This is a genomic window from Mycobacterium sp. RTGN6 (genome assembly GCF_033804605.1).
In the GTDB taxonomy this organism is placed as follows: domain Bacteria; phylum Actinomycetota; class Actinomycetes; order Mycobacteriales; family Mycobacteriaceae; genus Mycobacterium.
On record NZ_JAPZKZ010000001.1, the window covers coordinates 642,310 to 663,083 of the forward strand.

At 68.1% G+C, this 20,774-nt stretch carries 19 protein-coding genes and 1 pseudogene; 8 read left to right on the top strand and 12 right to left on the bottom strand.

Features of this window, described 5'->3' with window-relative positions:
• The first annotated feature begins 8 nt into the window (after positions 1–8).
• Positions 9–470, top strand: coding sequence for an SRPBCC family protein (locus SLQ33_RS03185; protein WP_319452313.1), 462 nt, complete (start codon positions 9–11; stop codon positions 468–470).
• Between the two features lie 39 nt (positions 471–509).
• Here SLQ33_RS03185 and SLQ33_RS03190 read toward each other — a convergent pair whose 3' ends face one another.
• Complete coding sequence (locus tag SLQ33_RS03190; protein ID WP_319452314.1) at positions 510–2,225, bottom strand: GTP-binding protein; 1,716 nt, start codon at positions 2,223–2,225, stop codon at positions 510–512.
• Positions 2,226–2,587: 362 nt separating this feature from the next.
• On the opposite strand from SLQ33_RS03190, the pseudogene SLQ33_RS03195 reads away from it, so the two are divergent.
• Positions 2,588–2,941 (top strand): annotated as a pseudogene (locus tag SLQ33_RS03195) (alpha/beta fold hydrolase); the annotation flags it as partial.
• A gap of 67 nt (positions 2,942–3,008) precedes the next feature.
• On the opposite strand, the gene SLQ33_RS03200 reads toward SLQ33_RS03195, so the two are convergent.
• A complete protein-coding gene (locus tag SLQ33_RS03200; RefSeq protein WP_319452315.1) occupies positions 3,009–3,467 on the bottom strand; it encodes a hypothetical protein in 459 nt (152 codons plus the stop codon).
• 307 nt (positions 3,468–3,774) lie between these two features.
• Between SLQ33_RS03200 and SLQ33_RS03205 the strand changes: the two genes are divergently transcribed.
• Positions 3,775–4,278, top strand: coding sequence for a nuclear transport factor 2 family protein (locus SLQ33_RS03205; protein WP_319452316.1), 504 nt, complete (start codon positions 3,775–3,777; stop codon positions 4,276–4,278).
• Here SLQ33_RS03205 and SLQ33_RS03210 read toward each other — a convergent pair.
• Positions 4,275–6,194: a flavin-containing monooxygenase gene (locus SLQ33_RS03210; RefSeq protein ID WP_319452317.1), complete on the bottom strand. Its 1,920-nt coding sequence runs from the start codon at positions 6,192–6,194 to the stop codon at positions 4,275–4,277. The two genes, SLQ33_RS03205 and SLQ33_RS03210, sit on opposite strands and share 4 nt — an antisense overlap.
• A gap of 118 nt (positions 6,195–6,312) precedes the next feature.
• Here SLQ33_RS03210 and SLQ33_RS03215 point away from each other — a divergent pair, with 118 nt between their 5' ends.
• Entirely contained in the window at positions 6,313–7,581 is a 1,269-nt protein-coding gene (locus tag SLQ33_RS03215; RefSeq protein ID WP_319452556.1) for a cytochrome P450, read from the top strand.
• Here the strand turns inward: SLQ33_RS03215 and SLQ33_RS03220 are convergent.
• Entirely contained in the window at positions 7,578–8,900 is a 1,323-nt protein-coding gene (locus SLQ33_RS03220) for an NAD(P)/FAD-dependent oxidoreductase (RefSeq protein WP_319452318.1), read from the bottom strand. The genes SLQ33_RS03215 and SLQ33_RS03220 overlap by 4 nt on opposite strands.
• A 55-nt stretch (positions 8,901–8,955) precedes the next feature.
• Between SLQ33_RS03220 and SLQ33_RS03225 the strand changes: the two genes are divergently transcribed.
• Positions 8,956–9,600: a helix-turn-helix domain-containing protein gene (locus SLQ33_RS03225; RefSeq protein ID WP_319452319.1), complete on the top strand. Its 645-nt coding sequence runs from the start codon at positions 8,956–8,958 to the stop codon at positions 9,598–9,600.
• Here SLQ33_RS03225 and SLQ33_RS03230 read toward each other — a convergent pair.
• The 8 genes from SLQ33_RS03230 to SLQ33_RS03265 form a co-directional block, all read right to left on the bottom strand.
• Positions 9,593–9,973, bottom strand: coding sequence for a cupredoxin domain-containing protein (locus SLQ33_RS03230; protein WP_319452320.1), 381 nt, complete (start codon positions 9,971–9,973; stop codon positions 9,593–9,595). The genes SLQ33_RS03225 and SLQ33_RS03230 overlap by 8 nt on opposite strands.
• A 74-nt stretch (positions 9,974–10,047) precedes the next feature.
• On the bottom strand, positions 10,048–11,280 hold the full coding sequence (locus SLQ33_RS03235; RefSeq protein ID WP_319452321.1) for an acyl-CoA dehydrogenase family protein: 1,233 nt from the start codon (positions 11,278–11,280) through the stop codon (positions 10,048–10,050).
• Between the two features lie 16 nt (positions 11,281–11,296).
• Positions 11,297–12,652 (bottom strand): glutamine synthetase family protein, encoded by a 1,356-nt coding sequence (locus tag SLQ33_RS03240; protein ID WP_319452322.1) that lies wholly within the window; start codon positions 12,650–12,652, stop codon positions 11,297–11,299.
• Positions 12,649–14,088: an APC family permease gene (locus SLQ33_RS03245; protein ID WP_319452323.1), complete on the bottom strand. Its 1,440-nt coding sequence runs from the start codon at positions 14,086–14,088 to the stop codon at positions 12,649–12,651. Before SLQ33_RS03245 ends, SLQ33_RS03240 begins: the two co-directional genes overlap by 4 nt.
• A 119-nt stretch (positions 14,089–14,207) precedes the next feature.
• The gene (locus SLQ33_RS03250) at positions 14,208–14,609 is read right to left on the bottom strand and encodes a hypothetical protein (RefSeq protein ID WP_319452324.1); all 402 of its coding nucleotides are present in this window, start codon (positions 14,607–14,609) and stop codon (positions 14,208–14,210) included.
• 14 nt (positions 14,610–14,623) lie between these two features.
• Positions 14,624–15,313, bottom strand: a complete 690-nt coding sequence (locus tag SLQ33_RS03255) for a YoaK family protein (RefSeq protein WP_319452325.1) — start codon at positions 15,311–15,313, stop codon at positions 14,624–14,626.
• A gap of 34 nt (positions 15,314–15,347) precedes the next feature.
• Positions 15,348–16,454: a glycosyltransferase gene (locus SLQ33_RS03260; protein ID WP_319452326.1), complete on the bottom strand. Its 1,107-nt coding sequence runs from the start codon at positions 16,452–16,454 to the stop codon at positions 15,348–15,350.
• Between the two features lie 112 nt (positions 16,455–16,566).
• A complete protein-coding gene (locus SLQ33_RS03265; RefSeq protein WP_319452327.1) occupies positions 16,567–17,493 on the bottom strand; it encodes a dienelactone hydrolase family protein in 927 nt (308 codons plus the stop codon).
• Between the two features lie 67 nt (positions 17,494–17,560).
• Here SLQ33_RS03265 and SLQ33_RS03270 point away from each other — a divergent pair, with 67 nt between their 5' ends.
• The 3 genes from SLQ33_RS03270 (at position 17,561) to SLQ33_RS03280 (ending at position 20,771) form a co-directional block, all read left to right on the top strand.
• Positions 17,561–18,487, top strand: coding sequence for an SDR family oxidoreductase (locus SLQ33_RS03270; RefSeq protein ID WP_319452328.1), 927 nt, complete (start codon positions 17,561–17,563; stop codon positions 18,485–18,487).
• A gap of 63 nt (positions 18,488–18,550) precedes the next feature.
• The gene (locus SLQ33_RS03275; protein WP_319452329.1) at positions 18,551–20,338 is read left to right on the top strand and encodes an N-acyl-D-amino-acid deacylase family protein; all 1,788 of its coding nucleotides are present in this window, start codon (positions 18,551–18,553) and stop codon (positions 20,336–20,338) included.
• Positions 20,328–20,771: a nuclear transport factor 2 family protein gene (locus tag SLQ33_RS03280; protein ID WP_319452330.1), complete on the top strand. Its 444-nt coding sequence runs from the start codon at positions 20,328–20,330 to the stop codon at positions 20,769–20,771. Before SLQ33_RS03275 ends, SLQ33_RS03280 begins: the two co-directional genes overlap by 11 nt.
• Positions 20,772–20,774 lie beyond the last annotated feature (3 nt).

Sequence of the window (20,774 nt, forward strand, 5' to 3'; positions counted from 1 at the left end):
GGAATGACATGCACGCCTCCGTGACCGTCAACATGGCTGCACCGGCCGAACAGATCTGGGACCTCGTCGCCGACGTCCGAAACACGGGCCGATTCTCGCCGGAGGTGATGGAGGCCGAATGGCTCGACGGAGCAACGGAACCCGCGCTTGACGCCAAGTTCCGCGGGCACGTCAAACGCAACGAGATCGGGCCCGTCTACTGGACCACCTGTCGCGTCACGGCCTGCGAGCCGGGCCGCGAGTTCGGCTTCGCGGTGCTGCTCGGCGACCGGGCCGTCAACAACTGGCACTACCGGTTTGAACCAGTGGCCGACGGCACCGACGTCACCGAGTCGTTCAGGATGAACGAGGGCCTGTTCACCACGATGTTCGGGTTGTTGGGTGGTCAGCTTCGAACACGGCGCAACATCCGCGACATGCGCAAGACGCTGGAACGCATCAAGGCCGTCATCGAAGCCGAATCCAAGTAGCTAACTAACGCTCTGTCGACGGACGCCAGACCTCCGGGCTCATCCAGACTGGCCGGCTTGGCCGTCATGGGGCGAGGGTGACGCGCCGCCGGTTGAATCGCCTCCGGGCCCGCCGGCGCCGCCGGGAGATCCACCGTCGCCGCCGTTGCCTCCCTGGGCAGTGCCGGAAGTCGTGCCTTCCACCTGAGCGCCACCACCCGGGCCACCGGGACCGCCCGGCGGACGCGGAAAGAACGGCGACCTCAAGCCGGCCCCGCCGTTGCCGCCGTCACCGCCAGTCGCATTGCCGGCCTTGCCTGCACTACCGAGCTGGATTCCGCTGTCGGCGTCGCCGCCGGCGCCTCCTGGACCGCCCGAGCCGAAGCCAACAGCGGGTCCACCATCGCCGCCGCGTCCGCCCGTGGCGGTGTAGATAATCTGCCCGGAGGTTCCGACGTGGGCGGTGCCGCCGTCGCCGCCGGCTCCGCCGCTTCCCGCGGTCCCGCCTCCGCCGTCGCCGCCCGCTCCGCCGACGGCGTCGCCGTCAGTGGCTCTCGCGTGGCCGCCGTCGCCGCCATCGCCATGTCGCGATTGAGCGGCCCCGCCATCTCCGCCCGCCCCGGCGATCGCGTCGCCCTGGTTGGATTGCGCGTTGCCGCCGCGGCCGCCGTTGACACCCGAACCGCCGATCCCGCCGTACGCGACGCCGGCATCGGTGATCGCTTCGCCCCCGTCGCCGCCGCGCTGGCCAGCACCGCCGTCGCCGCCGTATGCATTGCCGGCAGTCTGGCACACCTCGCACTGTGCGTTGCCGGCCGGAGGCGAAATTGCGTCGCCGCCGTCAGCGCCTGTCCCCCTCCTGCCCGACCCGATGGCAGAGCCGCCACTGCCGCCGTCTCCGCCGTATGCGTCCCCGCCGACTGAAATGGCGTCGCCGCCGCCGTCGCCGCCGCGAGAAAAGTCGCGGCCGTCGCCACCGCTGCCGCCGATTCCGCCGTTGCCGCCGTCGCCACTGTTCCCGCCGGTCGCCACGCCGAGGTAGGCGAGCGCATTACCGCCGTCACCGCCGTCACCGCCGTGTCCACTGGAGGGACCGCCGAAGAGGCCGCCGTCGCCGCCGCGACCACCATGTCCGGCGGTCTGGTCGCCGGTCACGCTGCTGTCCGCTGCGATCGCGTCGTAGCCCCAGCCGCCGTCGCCGCCGTTTCCCCTGAGAAATGCCCTGCCGCCGTCGCCTGCGGCATGCGCTCCTGTGGCGTCGATATAGCCGTCGCCGCCGTCACCGCCGTGACCGCCAAACAGGCCGCCGTTGCCACCGTCCTGCCCTGGGCCGCCGTCGGCACCGTTGCCGATGAACAGGCCGCCGTTTTGGCCAGGCTGAGCGCCGTCACCGATCAGCGCGCCGCCTGGGCCTATCAGACCCAGAAATGCTGTCGGACCGCCGCCTGCAGGCACCGACGGCAGTGCGAGCAGCGCCGGGCCCGGACCGCCCGTCAATGCCTCGCTGGCGGCTGCCAAGGTCGCTGCGTGGCTGTCCGGTGAGGCAGATGCCGGTGCCGCCCAACTGGTTGGCACAAGGAACAGGCTCGCACCGGACACGCGGGCGCTACCGCGCTCACCCGTCGGCTGATCGTCCGGGTCGGCACCATGACCACGAGGATATCCGCCGCTAGGTGCGAACAACACCAACGGGAAGGCGTCGAGTGCGGCGAGCAAGCTGTTGGGTGTCGCAATCGCAGCCAACACCGGATCGGCCGATGCCGTCGTTGTCGTCACGTTCGCTGCGGAGGCTGCAGGTGTGGCGTGTGGAGACTCTGGGCCAGGGTCGCTCGGGGTCGGCGCACCAAGTACACCGGCGGTCACAGTGGCTGTGATCATCGCGGCACATGGACCGGCCGTCGCAGTCGCTCCCGACTTCCGACGGTGACGGCCAGACGAGATCCGAATTCGCTCAACCGGTTTCCGTTGGGTCGTCACGATTTTCTCCCGTCGGTCCAGCAACCCGAAGGCGCGATAACGCGGTTAGTAGAGGACTCCATTCCGAGGTCCATTAAAGCCGGTAGCCCGCGCCTTTGCTACTGAATCCACGATGGAGCGGAAGATCGTGGCCGCAGCGCTCGAGAGCTTTGGAGAGGCCGTTGCGATGGCAACGACTTCATGAAGAGCTAGCCCTAGCCCGTGGCCAGGCTTCGCGGACGCGCTACGCCAAGTGTGGCAACCTCGACATCGCCTACCGGGACTTCGGAGACGGCCCGGTGGATCTGCTCGTCCTGCCAGGGCCAGCAATCGCCCTCGATTCGATCGACGCCGAACCGTCGCTGTACCGGTTTCACCGCCGGCTCGCGTCCTTCGCGAGAGTGATCCGGTTCGACCTGCGTGCCACGGGGCTTTCGTCGCATGTCGCGCCGACGGCTCCGATGGGGCCTCTCCAGTGGGCGGAGGATGCCATAACGGTGATGGATGCCATCGGCAGCGAACAAGCGACGCTTTTCGGGTCGGGCTCCCAAATCAACGCCCGTTGAGACGCGTAGCCACGCCCTATTTTTCAGGTCCGACTAGTTAGTTGAACCCGATTCCGAAGATGGGGATCCATAGGCCGAACAGCCAGATGCCCCACTGGCCGTTTCCGTCGTTCCACACCGGGTTGGCGTTGTAGCCCCAGTAGTTGATCGACTGCGGCGCCGGGCCGCCGTTCCAGTAGACCGGCGGCGGCGGGCCCCAGCCCCACGGCGGGGCGCCCCAACGGTCATCCCACCGCTCGTTCTGGTTGATGAACTGGGGGCGCGGTCCCTTGTTCCAGTCGTTGTCCCAGTTGCCGTTCCAGTTGTCGTGCCCATTGCCGCGCCCGTTGCCATTTCCGGGCCCGTTGCAGAACGGAAAGCAGTCGTCGTTTCCGTGGCCCGGTTTGAGTGGGATGGGCGCGCCAGGCTGCGCAACGGCGACGCCGCTACCCAGTCCTGCGCCGAGCCCCAGCCCGCCGATGATGGCGACCGTGGCCGCCAGTTTCGATAGCTTCATTGATGTCACTCCGTTCTAGTGACCCCGACCCGATAACAACCCAGTTGTTTCGACGTCGACACGGTCTCCGTTCATTCCCGCAACCCCGTGACGTGACCCTCGTCAATCCTATCGCCGTCGGTCCGGGAGGTGTTACCCAACGTCTTGCGCTGTAAACAAACGTCATTCACCCCCGAGGCGCATGTGGTCGATGTTGCTCGTGTTGCTCACGAGGAAGCCCGGCGGATCTCCGGAAACGGCGCCGGCGTGGTGACGACTTTGGTAGAACAGGTTCTAGTTTCGCCCCCACGAACACGAGGAGTCGGCAATGGGTCAATGGTCACGTGATGAGCTCGAGGAGGCGTTCCAGACCTATCAGCGAGCGGTGATCGAGGTCGGCGAGACGTGGGACTGGTCTGGATACGCCGACCACTTCACCGAGGACGCGAAGTACGTCGAGCACGCCCTTGGCAACATGGAAGGCCGCGAAAACATCCGCGAGTGGATCGTTTCGACGATGAACGCCTTCCCCGGCAGCGAGATGCCGGTCTACCCGGTGGAGTGGTACTCGATCGACACCGACAAGGGCTGGGTCATCTTCAAGAACATCAACACGATGAAGGATCCTGGCGACGGCAGCGTCCACGGGGCGCCGGTGATCACCGTGCTCGAGTACGCGGGCGACGACAAGTGGAGCTTCGAAGAGGACGCCTACAACCCGATGAACTTCATGGTGATGATCCAGCAGTACATACAGCGCTGCCATGAGCTCGGCACCATCTCCGACGACGCGCGGGTGTTCGCCAAGAACATGAATTGGGAACTGGCCTAGCGGAATACGAAGTCGTCGGGCTCGGCCACGCGCGTCCAAGTCCAGTAGTCGACGAGCCGCCACGGGCTCAGCGTGTAGATCTCCCCGTAGGCGTTCTTGTAGAACGAGTGCTTGATCGTGGGCTGTGCCCACACCATCGTGGCCATCTCCGCTTGAGTGCGCCGCACCCAGTCGTCGGTCCTGTCCTGGCGCGGCTCGAGGCTGCGATGCCCGCCGGCGATCAGTGTCTGCAGACACTGGGTGATGTAGCGCATCTGGCACTCGGAGTGAAAGATCAGGCTGCCGCCCGACGCCAGGTTGGTGCCCGGTCCGTACATGCAGAACAGGTTCGGGTAGCCGGGCACGGTGATGCCGAGGTACGCCGTCGGACGTTCCCCCCACCGTTCGCCGAGCGCCTCGCCGTCGCGGCCGACGATGCGCATCGGCCACATCACCTTGTTGGCCTCGAACCCCGTCGCGAACACGAGCACGTCCGCCGGGTGATGGGTCCCGTCCTCGGTGACCACTCCGTCGGGTTCGATGCGGGCGATCGGCGTCCTGACGAGCTCCACGTCATCGCGCACCAGGGTCTTCAGCCAGCTGCCGTTATCCTGCAGCGTGCGCTTGCCGGTCGCGGGATAGTCGGGCACCACCTTCGCGATCAGGTCGGGGTCGTCGCCGACCTGGCTGGTGATCCACTCGGTGAACATCATCCGGGTGATCTCGCTGATGTCGCTGACCGCGCGCTGCTTATCCGGGTAGTCGGGGTCGACGCGGGCGGCGGCGAGACCCTTGTCGCAGCCCGGCCAGAACAGCAGGAAGCGGTACCAGCGACCGTAGAACGGCAGGTGCCGCAGCGCCCACCGCACGCCGGGACCGACCTCGGCGTGGTAGTTCGGGTTCGGAAACATCCACTGCGCGGTGCGTTGGAACACGGTGAGGTGAGCGACCTGGTCGGCGATCGCCGACGCGATCTGGAATCCGCTTGCGCCAGCACCGATCATCGCGACGCGCTTGCCCGTCAGGTCGACCGAGTGGTCCCACTCCGCCGAATGGAACGACGGCCCGGCGAAGTGCTCCTGTCCGTCGACGCTTGGCAGGTGGGGCCGGTTGAGCTGGCCCACCGCGCTGATGATGGCCCGCGCGGTGAGCGTCACCCGCTCGCCGTCGGGGCCGACCGCGTCGACGGTCCAGGTGGCGTCGTCGTCGTTCCACACCGCGCCGACCACTTCGGTCCGCCATCGCACGTGTGGACCGACGCCGTGCTTGTCCATCACGCGCTCGAAGTACGCCGCAAGCTCGGGTTGTTCGGCGAAGTAGTGCGTCCACTCGTCCGCGGGTTCGAAGCTGTAGCAGTAGAAGTGGTTGCCGACGTCCACCCGTGCCCCCGGGTAGGTGTTCTGGTACCAGGTACCGCCGACGCCTGCGTTGCGCTCCAGGATGGTGAACGGGATGCCGGCTTCCTTGAGCCGGATGCCGGCCAGCAGTCCGGATTCGCCACAGCCGATCACGATGACCGGGAAGTCGTCGGCGCGCAGCGCGGACGGGACCGCGTGGGCGTCGCGGCCGTCGAGCTCCATCTCTTCGAGCACCATCGGGACGTACTCGTCTGGCACCGGCTCGCAGACCAGCCACTCCATCATTTCCTTGAGCAGGTCGGCTCCGATGGGTTCGGGTTCCGGACAGCCCCGGTCGCGATAGTCGGCGATCACCTCGAGGGCGATCTTGCGCACGGCGGCCTTGTCCTCCTCGGACATGTAGCCCTGTACCTCGTTGAGGAAGAGTCCTGCGGGTTTGAGGGCACCACGAATCAGTTCCGGGTCGCCGGCCATGTGCACCAGCGAGAGCATCAGCGTCGGAATGCTGACGTCGAGCAATGCCTCGGCGATCTCGGCGTCCGACGTCGTAAACGGTTGCCCTGCATGTGGGTTGCGCACCAGTCGGTGCTATCACGTGGCATCGAAGCGCCGCAGGTCATCGGCGGAATGGATTTGGGCGACTACGGCCCCGACACGAGCCGGCCACCCTAGGCTCACCGAAGTGGCCATTGCGACGATGCACAACGGTGCCCCGCCCCTCGACGTTCCGCTTGGCGAGGTCGACCTCGGGTCGGTGCGGTTCTGGGGCCGCGACGACCCCTATCGCGACGGCGCGTTCCAGACTTTGCGCGCCGAGGCGCCGATCTCGTTTCACCGGGAAATGGTGGTCGAGGGCCGACCCAGCGGCGCGGGGCACTGGGCCCTGACGACGCATGAGGACGTGCTCTACGCCAGCAGGCATCCCGAGCTTTTCAGCTCGGGTGCAGGCATCACGATCGGCGACCAGACTCCCGAGCTCCTGGAGTACTTCGGATCGATGATCGCGATGGACGATCCGCGCCACACCCGGCTGCGCAAGATCGTGTCGCGGGCGTTCACCCCCAGGGTCGTCGCCCGCACGGAGGACTACGTGCGGGAGCGCGCTCACCGGCTGGTGGCGCAGCTGGTCGCCAACAATCCCGATGGCGCGGGTGAGCTCGTCACCGAGCTCGCCGGTCCCCTGCCGCTGCAGATCATCTGCGACATGATGGGCATCCCCGAGGACGACCATCAGCGGATCTTTCATTGGACCAACGTGATTCTCGGGTTCGGCGACCCCGACATCACCGCCGACTTCGAAGAGTTCATGACGGTGTCCATGGAGCTCGGCGCGTACGCGACGGCGCTTGCCGACGATCGTCGGCAACGCCCGGGTGACGACCTGACGACCAGCCTGGTGCACGCCGACGTCGACGGCGAGCGGCTCACGTCGGCGGAAGTGGCGTCGTTCTTCATCCTGTTGGTGGTCGCGGGCAACGAGACCACGCGCAATGCGATCAGCCATGGAGTGCTGGCGCTGAGCCGCTATCCAGAGCAACGCGAGGCGTGGTGGGCGGACTTCGACCCGATCACGCCGACTGCGGTCGAGGAGATCGTGCGGTGGGCGTCGCCGGTGGTCTACATGCGCCGCACGCTTACCGAGGACGTCGAGCTCCGCGGGGTTCGCATGGAGGCGGGTCAGAAGGTGACGCTGTGGTACTGCTCGGCCAACCGCGACGAGTCGAAGTTCGCCTCGCCGTGGACATTCGACGTGCGGCGCAACCCCAATCCCCACTTCGGCTACGGCGGTGGCGGCGCTCACTTCTGCCTTGGCGCCAACCTGGCCCGACGCGAGATCGCCGTGGTGTTCGAGGAACTCCACAGGCAGGTGCCCGACCTGGCCGCCGACGGCGAACCAGACCGGCTCTGGTCGCCGTTCATCCACGGCATCAAACGGCTGCCGGTGACCTGGCGGCCGCGGCGCTAGGCGACCTCGACCGCCTGCGCACTACACAGCTCGCCGAGCTCATCGCGCGTCGGTCCGTCCGGAACCGGCGGACGCCAGCCACGCGCGTAGACGTCGCGCGCGATGGGTTCCACGGCGTGCAGGCTCGCAGGTAGCGCGTCCATCCTGGCGAACGGCTCGACGGCGGTGCGCAGCCGTTCGTCTGCCGCGGCCGCGGCGACCACCAGGTCCGACGGCAGGCGGCGGGTCACGTCGACGTCTCCGCCGCCCCACCTGCGCAACCGGTCGGCGTCCGCGTACCGGTGGTCCTCGAACCATGGTCTGATGTGTTCGGTGCACCATGAGTCGAATTGCATTGCCGCCGAGTCGATGTCGGACCCGTTGTGCTGCAGTGCGTCGACCAGTGCGTGTGCCTGCATCACGGCGAGGGTGACACCACGTCCGGCGAGCGGCGTCGTCGTGCACACCGCGTCGCCGACGGAGATCATCCCGGGGGTGGCGAGTCGACCGTCGGCGCCGCGTTGCCCGCGGTATCCGTTGTAGAGCCGCCCGCCCGGCAGTACCGGGCTGATCGGGGTGGCCCGGTCCGGCTCGGTCCACTCCGACAGTCGGGGTATCGCCCCGATGGCGGCGTCGAACACCGTTGCGTGCCGCAGCTCGCGCAGTCGCCGATCGGTTCCGTCGTGAGCGACGGTGACGGAGAAGGTGCGGTTGTCGTGCAGGAAGGCGATGGCGAAGTAGCCGGAAAACGCGAGTGACAGCCCGATCGGCGAGTTCACGGGACCGGGCGGGGCGTCGGCATGGAATCGGTATTGCCGGTCGACGTAGACGGCTCCGCAGTCGCCACCCTCGGCGGCGCAGCGCACGCCGCGGGTGAGCTTGCTCGCGCGACCGGTCGCGTCGATCACCAGGTCGGCGGTCAGCACACCGCCGCGCGACGTGACACCGCGGACGCGACCGTCGGCGCGCACCAGTCCGTCGACGTTTCCGGTCAGCACCGTGACCCCCGATTCCGCGACCGCGCACCGGCGCATCACCGCGTCGAACGTGGCACGTCTGCACAGCAGGGCGGCGGGTCGCCCGTCCGGTGCCAAGGCGATGACGGCCCCCGCGCCGGTGAGTTGATCGAGCACGTCGGGCATTTCGTCGCCCAGCGTGTCGACGACGGGACCCCGGAGGGTGTGCGCATGGTGGAACTGCATGACACCCTTGCGCACCCACGTTCCACGCGGCGGTGGTCCCGGGTCGCGGTCCACCACGGTGATGCGGTGACCCCGCCGGGCGAGCGCGATCGCACTGAAGAGGCCGGCGGGGCCGGCACCGACGACGATGACGTGCATCCCGCCTCCAATTCGTGTTACTCTACGTGTAATGAATACCTGAAGGGTCACCCAAATGGATCGTGATGTCAAGCGGGACTACCACTCCACGTTACGTACCGCGCAGGCGGCGGAGACGCGTCGCGCCGTGGTCTCGGCGGCGTTGCGATTGTTCGTCGCACACGGCTATGGAGCCACCACCATCGACGCGGTCGCCAAGGCCGCCGGTGTCAGCCGCAAGACCGTGTTCACCGCCGTCGGGGGCAAGGTCGAGCTGCTGAAGACGGCGGTCGACTGGGCCGTCGCGGGTGACGACCGAGCGCAGGCCTTGGCCGAGCGGCCGAGGATGAAAGAGGTGTTCGCGCTCGACGATCCGGCCCGGCTGCTCGCGGGGTGGGCACAGGTGATGGTCGAGATCGACCAACGGGTCGCCGGAGTGTTTCGCGCACTCGAGGTCGCCGCCGAGCTGGACGACGATGCGCACCGGCTACTCGACGAATCCCATCAGCAGCGGCTCGACGGCGCCCGAGCGGTCGTCAAGCGACTGGCCGAACTCGATGCATTGACCACCGCGATGTCGCGGGCGGAGGCCGTGGACGTGGCGTGGCTGTCCACCGACCCCGTGTTGTTCGACCGGTTCGTCCGCGTCCGCGGATGGTCGGTCACACGTTTCGAGGCGTGGCTGAGCCGACTGCTGATCGGACAACTGCTCGCTACTTGACGATCAGCGTGCCCTTCATGTTCGGGTGATAGACGCAGTAGAACGCATACTCGCCGGGCTGCGTCGGGGCGGTGAAGGTCTTCTTCGCGCCACCGTCGACGTGAGTGTCGAACTGGCCCTCAGTCTGCGAGGTCACCGAGTGTTCGGCTGTGTCGTCGTTGACGATCTCGATCGTGGCGCCGGGTGCCACGGTGACGGGATCGCCGAACTTCATCCCGGAGATCGTGATGGTGGCCTCGGCAGCGACCGACGAGCTTGGGCTGCCGGTCGCCGTGGCCGTGCTGGCCTGGCTGGCTTCGGTGCCCGAACTTCCGCAGGCGACCAACGCCGCCATCAGGCACAGCGCACTCAGGAGGGTGAATAACTTCGTCATGCGCGTCCCGTTTCGCTCGTCGTATACCGAGGACACGATTGTCGCGCCACTTCGGTTCGACCGATGCGGGAACGTCAGAAGTAGCCGTTCGCCGGCGGCCACACTCCGTTGAGCACGTAGTTGCCCGACGCATGAGCCTTGTACGCCAACGGATTGTGACTGGCGACGGTGCGCGCGTTGCGCCAGTGTCGGTCGAGGTTCAGCGTGCGTGACGTCGCCGATGCTCCCCCGGTGTCGAAGAGCCGCTGGGCGGCCGAGAGCGCGAGTCGCTCGGCGATCAGCTGGGCCTTGGCGACCTCGATCGCGACGTCGGCCAGCGCCGCGGCGTCGTCGTGGCGGCCGTCGTCGAGCACGGCGTCGATGGCGTCCGCAGCGGTCAGCACCAACGCCTCGGCTGCCGACGCCTCGGCGGCAATCTCACCGACGGCCTCGACCACGAACGGGTCCGCTCGCGCGGTGTCGGCGAGCGAATGTGCGGCGGGACGGGCCAACTCGTGCACGTAGGCCACCGCGTCGTCGAGCACGGCGCGCGCGATGCCCGCCGTCACCGCCGCCAGGTACAGCTGAAGGAACGTGGTGCCATGACCGAGGTGGTTGCCGTCGGACACGGTCGTGACCTCGACCGGATGTACCACGACGTCGGTGAAGCGCGTGCTGCCGCTCGCGGTGAGCCGTTGCCCGAAGCCGTCCCAGTCGTCGTACAGTTCGACGCCGTCGCGGTCCGCAGGCACGATCGCCTGCAGATCCTGGCCTTCGGCGTCGATCGCGGACACGGCGATGCGGTCGGCGAACAGCGTGCCGGTCGAATAGAACTTGAGCCCGTTGAGTCGCAACGTGCCGGTGGCATCGGCGAGCACGGTCGTGCCGGTGCTCGACGGCGACTTGCCCTTCGCGTCGGTGATGGCGTTGCCGAACACCGTCCCAGAGTCGATGATCGGAAACCAGTGCCTCCGTTCGGGTTCGGTGGCGCGATTGCTCAGCAGCCGTTCGGAGAACCCGAAGTGTGCCCGCAGCGCCTGGGCGACGTTCGAGCTGCCACGGGCGATGGCCACGACCGCGGTCAGCACGTCGCGAACGCTGCCGCCGGGGCCCCCGTACGCCACGGGCACCCGCAGTCCGAGCACGCCGGTACGGCGCAGCCGCTCGACCGCCGAGTACTGAAGGATCCGGTCGCGTTCGGCCTCGGCGTCCGCGCGCCGCAGCTCGTCGACCACCTCCGGAAGGCGCGCCAAGCGGTCCTCGGGTGCGCCGCCAAGCGGAGCTTCGGAGAACGCGGGCTCTTCGGTCGGCCTGAGTCCCAGGGTCACGTCGGGTACCTCACCTTCACGAAGTGGCCAGGTAGCGCTGTCGCTCCCAGTCGCTGACCTGTCGGGTGTACTCGGTCCACTCGCTACGGGCGATGGCGACGAAGTCGTGAACCGAGGCCGCCCCGAGGATTTCGGCGATGGTGTCGTCCTGTGCGGCCAGGGCGATGGCCACGCCCAGCGACTCCGGCAACTGCGTACCGGTGCCGTAGAGGTTTCCTTCGGCTCGCTCGGGTGGCCGCCGACGCGCCTCGAGCCCGGCGACCACCGCGGCCAGCGCGGAGGCCACCAACCAGTACGGGTTGGCGTCCGACCCGCCGGTGCGCAGTTCGATCCTGGTGGCCTCCGGCGTGGCCTCGACCAGCGACCGAATCGCGGCGCTGCGGTTGTCGCGGCTCCACGTGACCGTGGCAGGGGCGAAGGAGTCCGGTTCGAAGCGCCGGTACGCGTTGACCGAGTGCGCGCCGAACAGGGTGATGGACGGCAGGTGTTCGAGCAGCCCGGCGATGGCGTGCAGTGCGAGTTGGTTCTCGGAGCCGCCATCCGGTGCGAAGGCGGGAGCGCCGTCGCGCCACAGCGAGATGTGCAGGTGCGCCGAGCTTCCCGAGTGCTCCGCGAAGGGTTTGGGCATGAAGGTCGCGAGCTTGCCGTGCCTGCGGGCGACCTCCTTGGCGGCGTACTTGAGCCGGGCACTGTCGTCGGCGGCCTCGAGCGCGTCGGTGTAGACGAGGTTGGTCTCCACCTGGCCGGGCCCGTACTCGGACTGAATGCCCTCCAACCGCGTGAACGAGCCGAGTGCGTCGTACAGGTCGGTGAGTAGCGGGTCGAGCGCGTTGGCGTTCTCCAGCGAGTAGGCGTGGATGTCGTTCTGGAAGGGCGTGCCGTCGGCGTTGAGTAGGTAGAACTCGAGCTCCACGCCGACCTTCGCGGAATACCCAAGTCCGGCAAGCCGATTCAACACCCGCTTGAGCACTGCCCGCGGATCGAGCAGCGACGGCGTGCGGTCGTGGCGGACGATGTCGGAGATGACGTGCCCGACGCCCGGCCGCCACGGCAACGGCCGGTAGGTGTCCAGGTCCGGCACCGCGTAGACGTCGGGATAGCCGCCGTCCCAGTTCGTCAGTTGGAGTCCATCGATGACGGTCGCGTCGGCGTTCCAGCCCAGCGACGCCTCACAGAACGCGAACCCGCTCCCCTGCGCCCGGTCGAGAAACTGCCGTGCGGGGATCCGCTTGCCCTGCGCGTGCCCGAACGGGTCGCTCCAGGCGACCTCGAGTTCGCGCAGCGTGCCATCGTCGAGCCCACGTAGGAGTTCGCGCCGCGGATCGGGCTCGGCGACACGCCCATTCACGGCCGTGTCGACGACGCTCGTCATGAGCGCTCGGCCTTCGTCGGATCGCTTACGCGGGTGCCGACGACCACCCCAAGCGCGAAGGCGAGCACTAGCAATCCGACGATGCCCCAGCCCAGGGCGCTGGAACCGGCGAGTCCGTCCAGGTTGGTGAGGATGAGGACCAGCGTGATGGCCAGCCCGACCAACCCGAGGGCGGGTGCGATGCGGACTCGCCATTGCGAGTGGCCGCGCCGGTCGCGGGCGAAGAACACCAGCACCGCAACGCTCGTCGCGATCAGGAGCACCACGAAGCCCACCGTGGTGGCTGCGGCGAACCAGGTGTAGAACTCCGTGATCGGGTCGAGCTGGAACACCACGGCTGCCACGATGCTGACGGCGACCACGCCCGAGATCCACAGCGACGCCTGGTGCGGGGAACCGTGCTTCTGATGCGGCAGGCTCAGCGACGCGGGCAGCACGTCGTGGCGGGACAGGGCGAAGACGTAGCGCGATGCCACGTTGTGGAACGACAGGATGCAGGCGAACAGGCTGGTGAAGTAGAGCACCGTGATGACGTCGGCGCCCGCGGTGCGGATGTACGCGTGGGCGGTGTCGGACAGGAAGGTGCCGCCCGAATCCGTCGTCTTGGCGATCGCCTCGTCGTCACCCCAAGCGGAGATCAGGGCCCAGCCGGTCACCGTGTAGAACGCGCCGATGAGGATCAGTGCCGCGTAGGTGGCGCGTGGGATGGTGCGGTCCGGGTCGCGGGCCTCGTCGCGGAAGATCGCGGTGGCCTCGAAGCCGATGTAGCTGAGCAGTGCGAACAGCAGGCCGATGCCCAGCGAACCCGAGAAGATCGCGCTTGGGTTGACGATGCCCGTCGAGAGCCCGTGCTGCCCGCCGCGCGCGACGATCACCAGATCCAGCACCAACACGATGGCGATCTCGGCGGTCAGCAGCACCGCGAGCACCCGGCTGGACAGTTCGATGTTGCGGTAGCCGAGGAACGTCGTGACGGCGAACGCGACTGCCGCGAATGCCCACCACGGCAAGGTGGGTCCGCCGAACAGTGCCACGACGTCGACACCCGCCGGTCCGAGCAGGCCGTACACGCCCGCCTCCAGCGCTACGTAGCTCACCAAGGCGACGAACCCGATGCCGATCCCGGTCGGAAAGCCAAGGGCGGTGCGGACATACGAGAAGAACGCCCCTGCCTCTTCGACGTACGGCGTCAGCGCGGTGAAGCCGACGGCGAACAGGAGCAGGATGATGGTCGAGACGACGAAGGTGGCCGGGAACCCCGCGCCGTTGCCTCCCGCGATGCCCAGCGGTACGACCCCGCCGATGACGCCGAGGGGCGCCGCCGCCGCGACGACCATGAAGACGATGGACGGGACGCCGAGGTTGCCCCGCAGCTTGCGCTCGCGGGCACCGGGCGGGCTTCCCAATGTGTCTGGCGCAGCGACTGTTTCGGACATGCGGGACCGCCCTTCGTGGATGCCGACGATCGGCTATCGGCGACGATAGGGCGGATGCGTCGGCCGACACCACATCTGGAGTCAGCCTGATTGAAAGCGCCAGGTGCCCGCGCGGCGAGCTACAGCGTCGCGGTCAGCGGGCCCGTCATTTGGCAGCTCGACTGGGGCGGATTGCCGACCGACGCGCAACCCCGCCCGGTGGCGACGTAGGTGGCACCGGGTCGGTACGGCTGGAAGTAGATCCGTGCGGTACCCGGACCCTCGTGCTGTATGCACTGCTCGGCGGACTGACTCCCCTGCATCTGCACGCACACGACACTCATCGTCGGGTTGGCGGCCACGTTGCAACCGGCCGGGTCCACCGTGGCCGACACCACGTCGGTGCCCGACAGCTGGACCACCTGCGGCGGGGAGAGCCGGAAATTGCAAGCAGTTGCGGGGTCGGCGTACCCCGGTGCGGGCGGGGTGACCAGCGCGAACGCCACCGCGATGACGAACGCGAGTACCGGGCGACGGGTCATCCGCCGATCGTAGTTCACCGCAGCACCCGTTCGTCGACGATGAACAGGACCAACGTGACGGCCAGGAAACCGGCGGCGAGCCAGATGGCGTGCGCACCCCACGCGCGACTGGCGAAGGCGCCAACCAGCGCACCACCCGCAAACCCGACGATCAGCGTGCCGTAGATCCCGCAGGCGCGGCGCGACGCCGCGGTCCGGTCGACGAAGCCGTCGTACCCCGACTCGATGAAGCGCATCAGGTTGCCGGTCGTGGCGACCGGGAGGTACGCGAGGTCGCCGATGTTGCGGAACAGGCTCATCTGGACCGCGGCGAGGAACGCGATGGGGATCGTCACGTAGTTGTGGGACACGGTCACCGGGACGAAGCCGATGGCGACGAGGGCCAGCACCTGGACCACCATGATCCAGCGCAATGGATGCCCCATGACGCGCTCGACCCGGCCGGACTTGATGTGAGCGGCCAGGGCGACGCCGACCAGGAACGCCAGGATCGGCCACACGTGCGCCAAGGCCGCGGTGACATGGCGCTCGGAGAGGTCGATGGCGAAGAAGATGACGTTGCCGGTCTGGACGTTGGCGAAGACGCCGCCCCGCACGAAGAAGGTGTGCGCGTCCATGAATCCGTTGGTCAGGGTCAACAGCAGCGCGAACCACAGGGTCCGGGTGCGTTCGGAGTCGGTGGCACCGAGCGCTGGGTCGCCCATTGGACCAACCTAGCCGCTGGGCGTCGGGCCGGGCTTAGTCCGCGCCGAGCGCGTTGAGCATCCCTGCCGCCGAACGCGGCCACGGGAATTCCTCGGCCCGCCGCCGTGCGCCGTACCGCCGGAACGGCTCGGGCCTGCTGATCACCCTGGTGACGGCTCTAGCGATCGACTCCGGATCGTTGTCCGCTGAGGCACCGCTGTCGGTGGTCAGCAGTTCGGCAAGGGCGGACGTGTTCGACACCACGGCGGGCGTCCCAGAGGCCAGCGCCTCGAGTGCCGCCAGCCCGAACGTCTCGTGCGGGCCTGGCGCGAGCGCGACGTCGGCCGAGGCGAGGATCGACGCGACGGTGTTACGGCACCCGACGAAGCCGGTGAACGAGACCGGAAGCTTGGCGGCCTGCCGTTCCAGGCGGGCGCGCATCGGACCCTCGCCGACCACGACGAGCTGCGCGTCGACACCGGAATCGCGAAGCGCGGCAACGGCGTCGATGCTGCGATGGGCGTGCTTCTCGATGGACAGCCGGCCGCAGTGCACCAGAAGGGTCTGTTCGGGAGCGGCCCACTGGCTGCGGATCAGACCGGACCGCCGTCGGGGGTGGAACTGTTCGAGGTCGACGCCGAGGGGAACCGTCACCACGTTGGGTGCGTGGATGCGGTCGAACTCCTCGCGGGCGAACGCGGTGGTGCACACGACGGCGTCGTAGTTGGTGGCGGTGCGCCGGTTCGCAGCGTCGGCGACGATGCGCGCGAGCCGTTGCGGAAGCAGTTGTCCGACAAGGCGATCGAGTCGCTCATGGGAGATCATCACCGTCGCCACCGCGTGCCGGCGTCCCCACGGCCCAAGGGATCGGAGGGTGAGCCGATCGGAGACCTCGAGGGCGTCCGGATCGAGTTGCTCGAGTAACGCTCGCACCCGGCGAGGAAGGACGGCGCGGTAGCCGCCGGTGAAGGGAATCTGCTTGGCGGGAAGCGCTATTCGCACCACGCCCGACGGCAGTAGGTGCCGTTCGGCCTCGGCGCCGGGGACCACCAGGTAGACCTCGTGCCCGGCGGCCCGGTACTCGGCGCCGAGTCGGTCTACCGCGGTGCGCAGGCCCCCGGAGCGCGGACCGTAGAAGTTCGCGACTTGGACGACCCGCATGGCTCGAATCAGAACCGTCACGCGTGTGCGGTCAACGACGGGCCGAGAACGACTATCTGAACTGATGGTGAACAGCGCCGGTCGAGCAATTCGACGGGGGTTTCACCGCAGGTCACGCCAGGTACTTGGCGAACCAGTCCTGCAGTCGCTGCCACGCGTCGGCGGCCGCCTTCGGGTCGTAGCGCTCCCCGGTGTCGTTGAAGAACGCATGATCGGCGTCCTGCTCGACGACGAGCTCGTTGACCAGTCCGGCCTTGGTCAGGGCTTGTTCCGCCGCGTCCTTCGACGAGGTGACCCGGGTGTCCTTGGAGCCGTACAAGCCAAGTACCGCAGCACCTTTCGAGCCGCTGAAGTCCGGGTCGTCGGGCAGCGGGCCATAGAAGGGGACGGCGGCCGCCAGCTGCGGCTCACCCGAGGCGAGCAGGCGCCACACCATGCCGCCACCAAAGCAGAACCCGATCGCGGCCACCTTCACGCCGGGGGTGCGGCGCTGCAGTTCGACGATGCCGGACTTGAGGTTGGCCACCGATTCCTCTGGCGGGATGTTGGTGAGCTCGGCCGTCGCTTGCGCCGGATCGGCGAACGTGGCGGTGCCGCCCTTGCCGGAAAGCAGATCGAGCGCCAGTGCGGAGTATCCGATGCCTGCGAGGCGGCCCGCCACGGAGCGCACCCAGTCGTTGAGGCCCTTGTTCTCGTGGATGACGAGCACGGCGCCCTTCGGCTGTTGGGCGGGCGCCCACGCCGCCTGGAGTTCGCCGCCGGGGCCGGCCCATGTGATGGGCTCGGTCGCGACGGTGTTCTCCGATCCCGGTGGCGGTCCAGGCTCGGTGGATGGTGCGCTGCTCGATGGTGCGCTGCTGGTGGCCGATGCGTCGTTCGCGGGCTTGCGTTCCTCGCCGCATGCGGCGATCAGGGCAGTCGCGGCGGCGGTGCCGACGCCCACCAGCGCAAGCCGCCTCAGCGCCTCCCGCCGGGACAACAACCCATCGACGTGATCCGTGGCGATTTCCTCGGCGACGTATCGCTGTAGGGGGGTCATGTTCGCGAGTATGCCCCGGTCTGCTGAACTGCGGTTGGCGACGGCCTGGACACCTGATACTGGTGGGATGCCATGGGAGCCGGATCGCGCGTCACTCGCCGGTCGTATCGCGGTGGTCGCCGGCGCGACCCGCGGCGCCGGGCGTGGCATCGCGGCCGCACTGGGCGAGGCGGGCGCGACCGTCGTGTGCACGGGGCGCACCAGTGAGACCGCACGGCTGAAGTCCGACTACGACCGTCCCGAGACCATCGAAGAGACGGCGCGGTTGGTCACCGACCTCGGCGGGGTCGGCGTCGCGGTTCCGACCGACCACCTCGACGTCGAGCAGGTACGCGCGCTCGCCGACCGACTGCGCAGTGACTACGGACGCATCGACATCCTGGCCAACGACGTGTGGGGCGCCGAGATCCTCAAGGGACCGCCGCGGACGTGGAACCGGCCGATGTGGGAGCACGATCTGGATGACGGCCTGCGCATCCTGCGGTTGGGAATCGACACGCACCTGATCACGTCGCACTGCCTGCTTCCCCTGCTGACCACGCGGCCCGGCGGACTGCTCGTCGAGGTAACGGATGGCACGGCCGAGTACAACGCGTCGCATTACCGGATCTCGGTGTTCTACGACCTGGCGAAGGTGTCGATCAACCGGCTTGCGTACAGCCAGGGCGAGGATCTGGCGCCGTTCGGGTGCACTGCCGTCTCGGTGACTCCTGGCTGGTTGCGTTCGGAGATGATGCTGGACAACTACGGCGTCACCGAGGGTGATTGGCGCTCGGCGATGGATCCGGACCGCCCCGACGGTGGACCCGTCGCCCCGCCGGGGTTCGCCGAGTCGGAGAGCCCACGGTTCGTGGGGCGAGGCGTGGCTGCGATCGCCGCGGACGTCGAGCGGACACGCTGGAACCAGCGCTCGGTGAGTTCGGCCGACCTTGCGCATACCTACGGCTTCACCGACCTCGACGGTCGTGTGCCGGACGTCTGGACCGCTCAGTAGACAATTTTCTGGATCTGTTCACTTTCATTGACAGCGCCGAGCTGCGGACTGTTCCATGGCTAGGTGACCTACGACACGATCATCCGCAACGGCCGCTGGTTCGACGGCACCGGCGCCCCGTCGGCGGTGCGCAACATCGGCATCAGGGACGGTCACGTCGTCGCGGTCTCCCCCGACGAGCTCGACGCGACGGACTGCCCGCAGGTGGTCGATGCGACCGGCAAGTGGGTGCTGCCGGGCATGCTCGACATCCACACGCACTACGACGTCGAGGTACTCGGCGGCCCCGCGCTGACCGAGTCGCTGCGCCATGGGGTGACGACGGTGATGCTCGGCTCCTGTTCGCTGTCGACGATCCACGTCGACGGCACCGAGGCTGGCGACCTGTTCGGCCGGGTCGAGGCCATCCCGCGCGATCACGTTATCGCAGCTGTGGACGCCAACAAGACCTGGACCACGTGCGACCAGTACGTCGACGCGCTCGAGGCACGTCCGCTCGGCCCGAACATCGCGGCGTTCATCGGCCACTCCGACATGCGGACCGCCGTGATGGGACTCGACCGCGCCACGCGCAAGGACGCCCGTCCGACCGGGCGCGAACAGGCCCGCATGGAGCAGATGCTGGCCGAGGCGCTGCGCTCGGGCTTCGTCGGCATGTCGTCCATGCAACTGCTCTTCGACAAGATCGACGGCGAGACGTGCCGGTCGCGGACGCTGCCGTCCACCTATGCGAAACCCCGCGAGCTGCGCAGGCTGAAGTCGCTGCTGCGGCGGGCGGGCCGAATCCTGCAGTCCGGGCCGGACATCGCGAACCCGCTCAACCTCGGCTCCCAGGTCGCTCAGTCGCTGGGGGTGTTCCGCAATCCGCTCAAGACGAGCCTGCTGTCGGCCGCCGACGTCAAGTCCAACCCCTACGCGGTGCTGATGATGGGCCCGCTCGCCCGGCTGGTGAATCGGTTCGGCGCCAACTTCCGGTGGCAGCATCTGCCCGTACCGTTCGAGGTGTACGCCGACGGGATCGACCTGGTGGTGTTCGAGGAGTTCGGGGCGGGGGCGGCCGCGCTGCACCTGCGCGACGAGGTCGAGCGCAACGAGCTCATGCGCGACGAGGGCTACCGCCGCCAGTTCCGCAAGGACTACGAACGCAAGCTCGGCGTCCGCGTGTGGCAGCGCGACTTCTACGACGCCGACATCGTCGGATGTCCGGACGCCGCGGTTGTCGGCAAGACGTTCGGAGAGGTCGCCGATGCCCGTGGACTCCATCCGGTCGACGCGTTCCTCGACTTGGTGCTCGAGCACGGCCGCGAGTTGCGTTGGCGGACCACCATCTCCAACCACCGGCCCGACGTCCTGAAGAAGCTGGCTCGCGATCCAGGAGTCCAGATGGGCTTCTCCGACGCGGGCGCTCACCTGCGCAACATGGCCTTCTACAACATGGGCCTACGCCTGCTGCGCCACGTCAGGGACGCGCAGGAGGCGGGCACGCCGTTCATGACGGTCGAGGCGGCCGTGCACCGGCTCACCGGCGAACTCGCCGACTGGTACCGCCTCGACGCGGGGCACCTGCGGGTCGGCGACCGCGCCGACGTCGTCGTCATCGATCCGGCGCGCCTCGACGACAGCCTGGACGAGTACGCCGAGGCATGCGTCGACCAGTACGGCGGGCTCTCGCGCATGGTCAACCGCAACGACGACACCGTGTCCGCGGTGTTCGTCGGCGGCCGAGCGGTCTTCCTCGACGGACGGCCCACCGACCTCATCGGGCGACGGCGCACCGGACGCTTCCTGCGCGCGGCACACCGGTCGCCCGCACTCCCCACGCAGAAGGAGCAATTGTCCAGTGTCGGTTGAAGATACGGTTCACGGAATGTGGAAGTCGCTGTCGGCGCGGGACTGGGACGGGCTGAAGTCCTACCTGTCGGACGACTGCATCTACCTGGACATGCCGGTCGGGCCCGCCGCGGCCGCGAAGGGTCCCGACGACATCGTCAAGCGCCTCAAGATCGGGCTGGAGCCGCTGGCCTCCTACGAGAACTTCGACGGACTGCTCGTCGACAACGGAGTCGACGCGATGTACGAGCATCACGAGGAATGGCATTGGAAGACGGGCGAATCCGCCGTGCTGAAGTTCGTCACGGTGCATCGCGTGGAGAACGGGAAAATAACGCTCTGGAAGGACTACTGGGACATGGGTGCGCTGGCCAACCACGCTCCCTCTTCGTGGATGGAGGAGTTCGCCACCGCCGACATGTCCTGGATCTACGACGCGACGGGTGAGGTCTAGCCG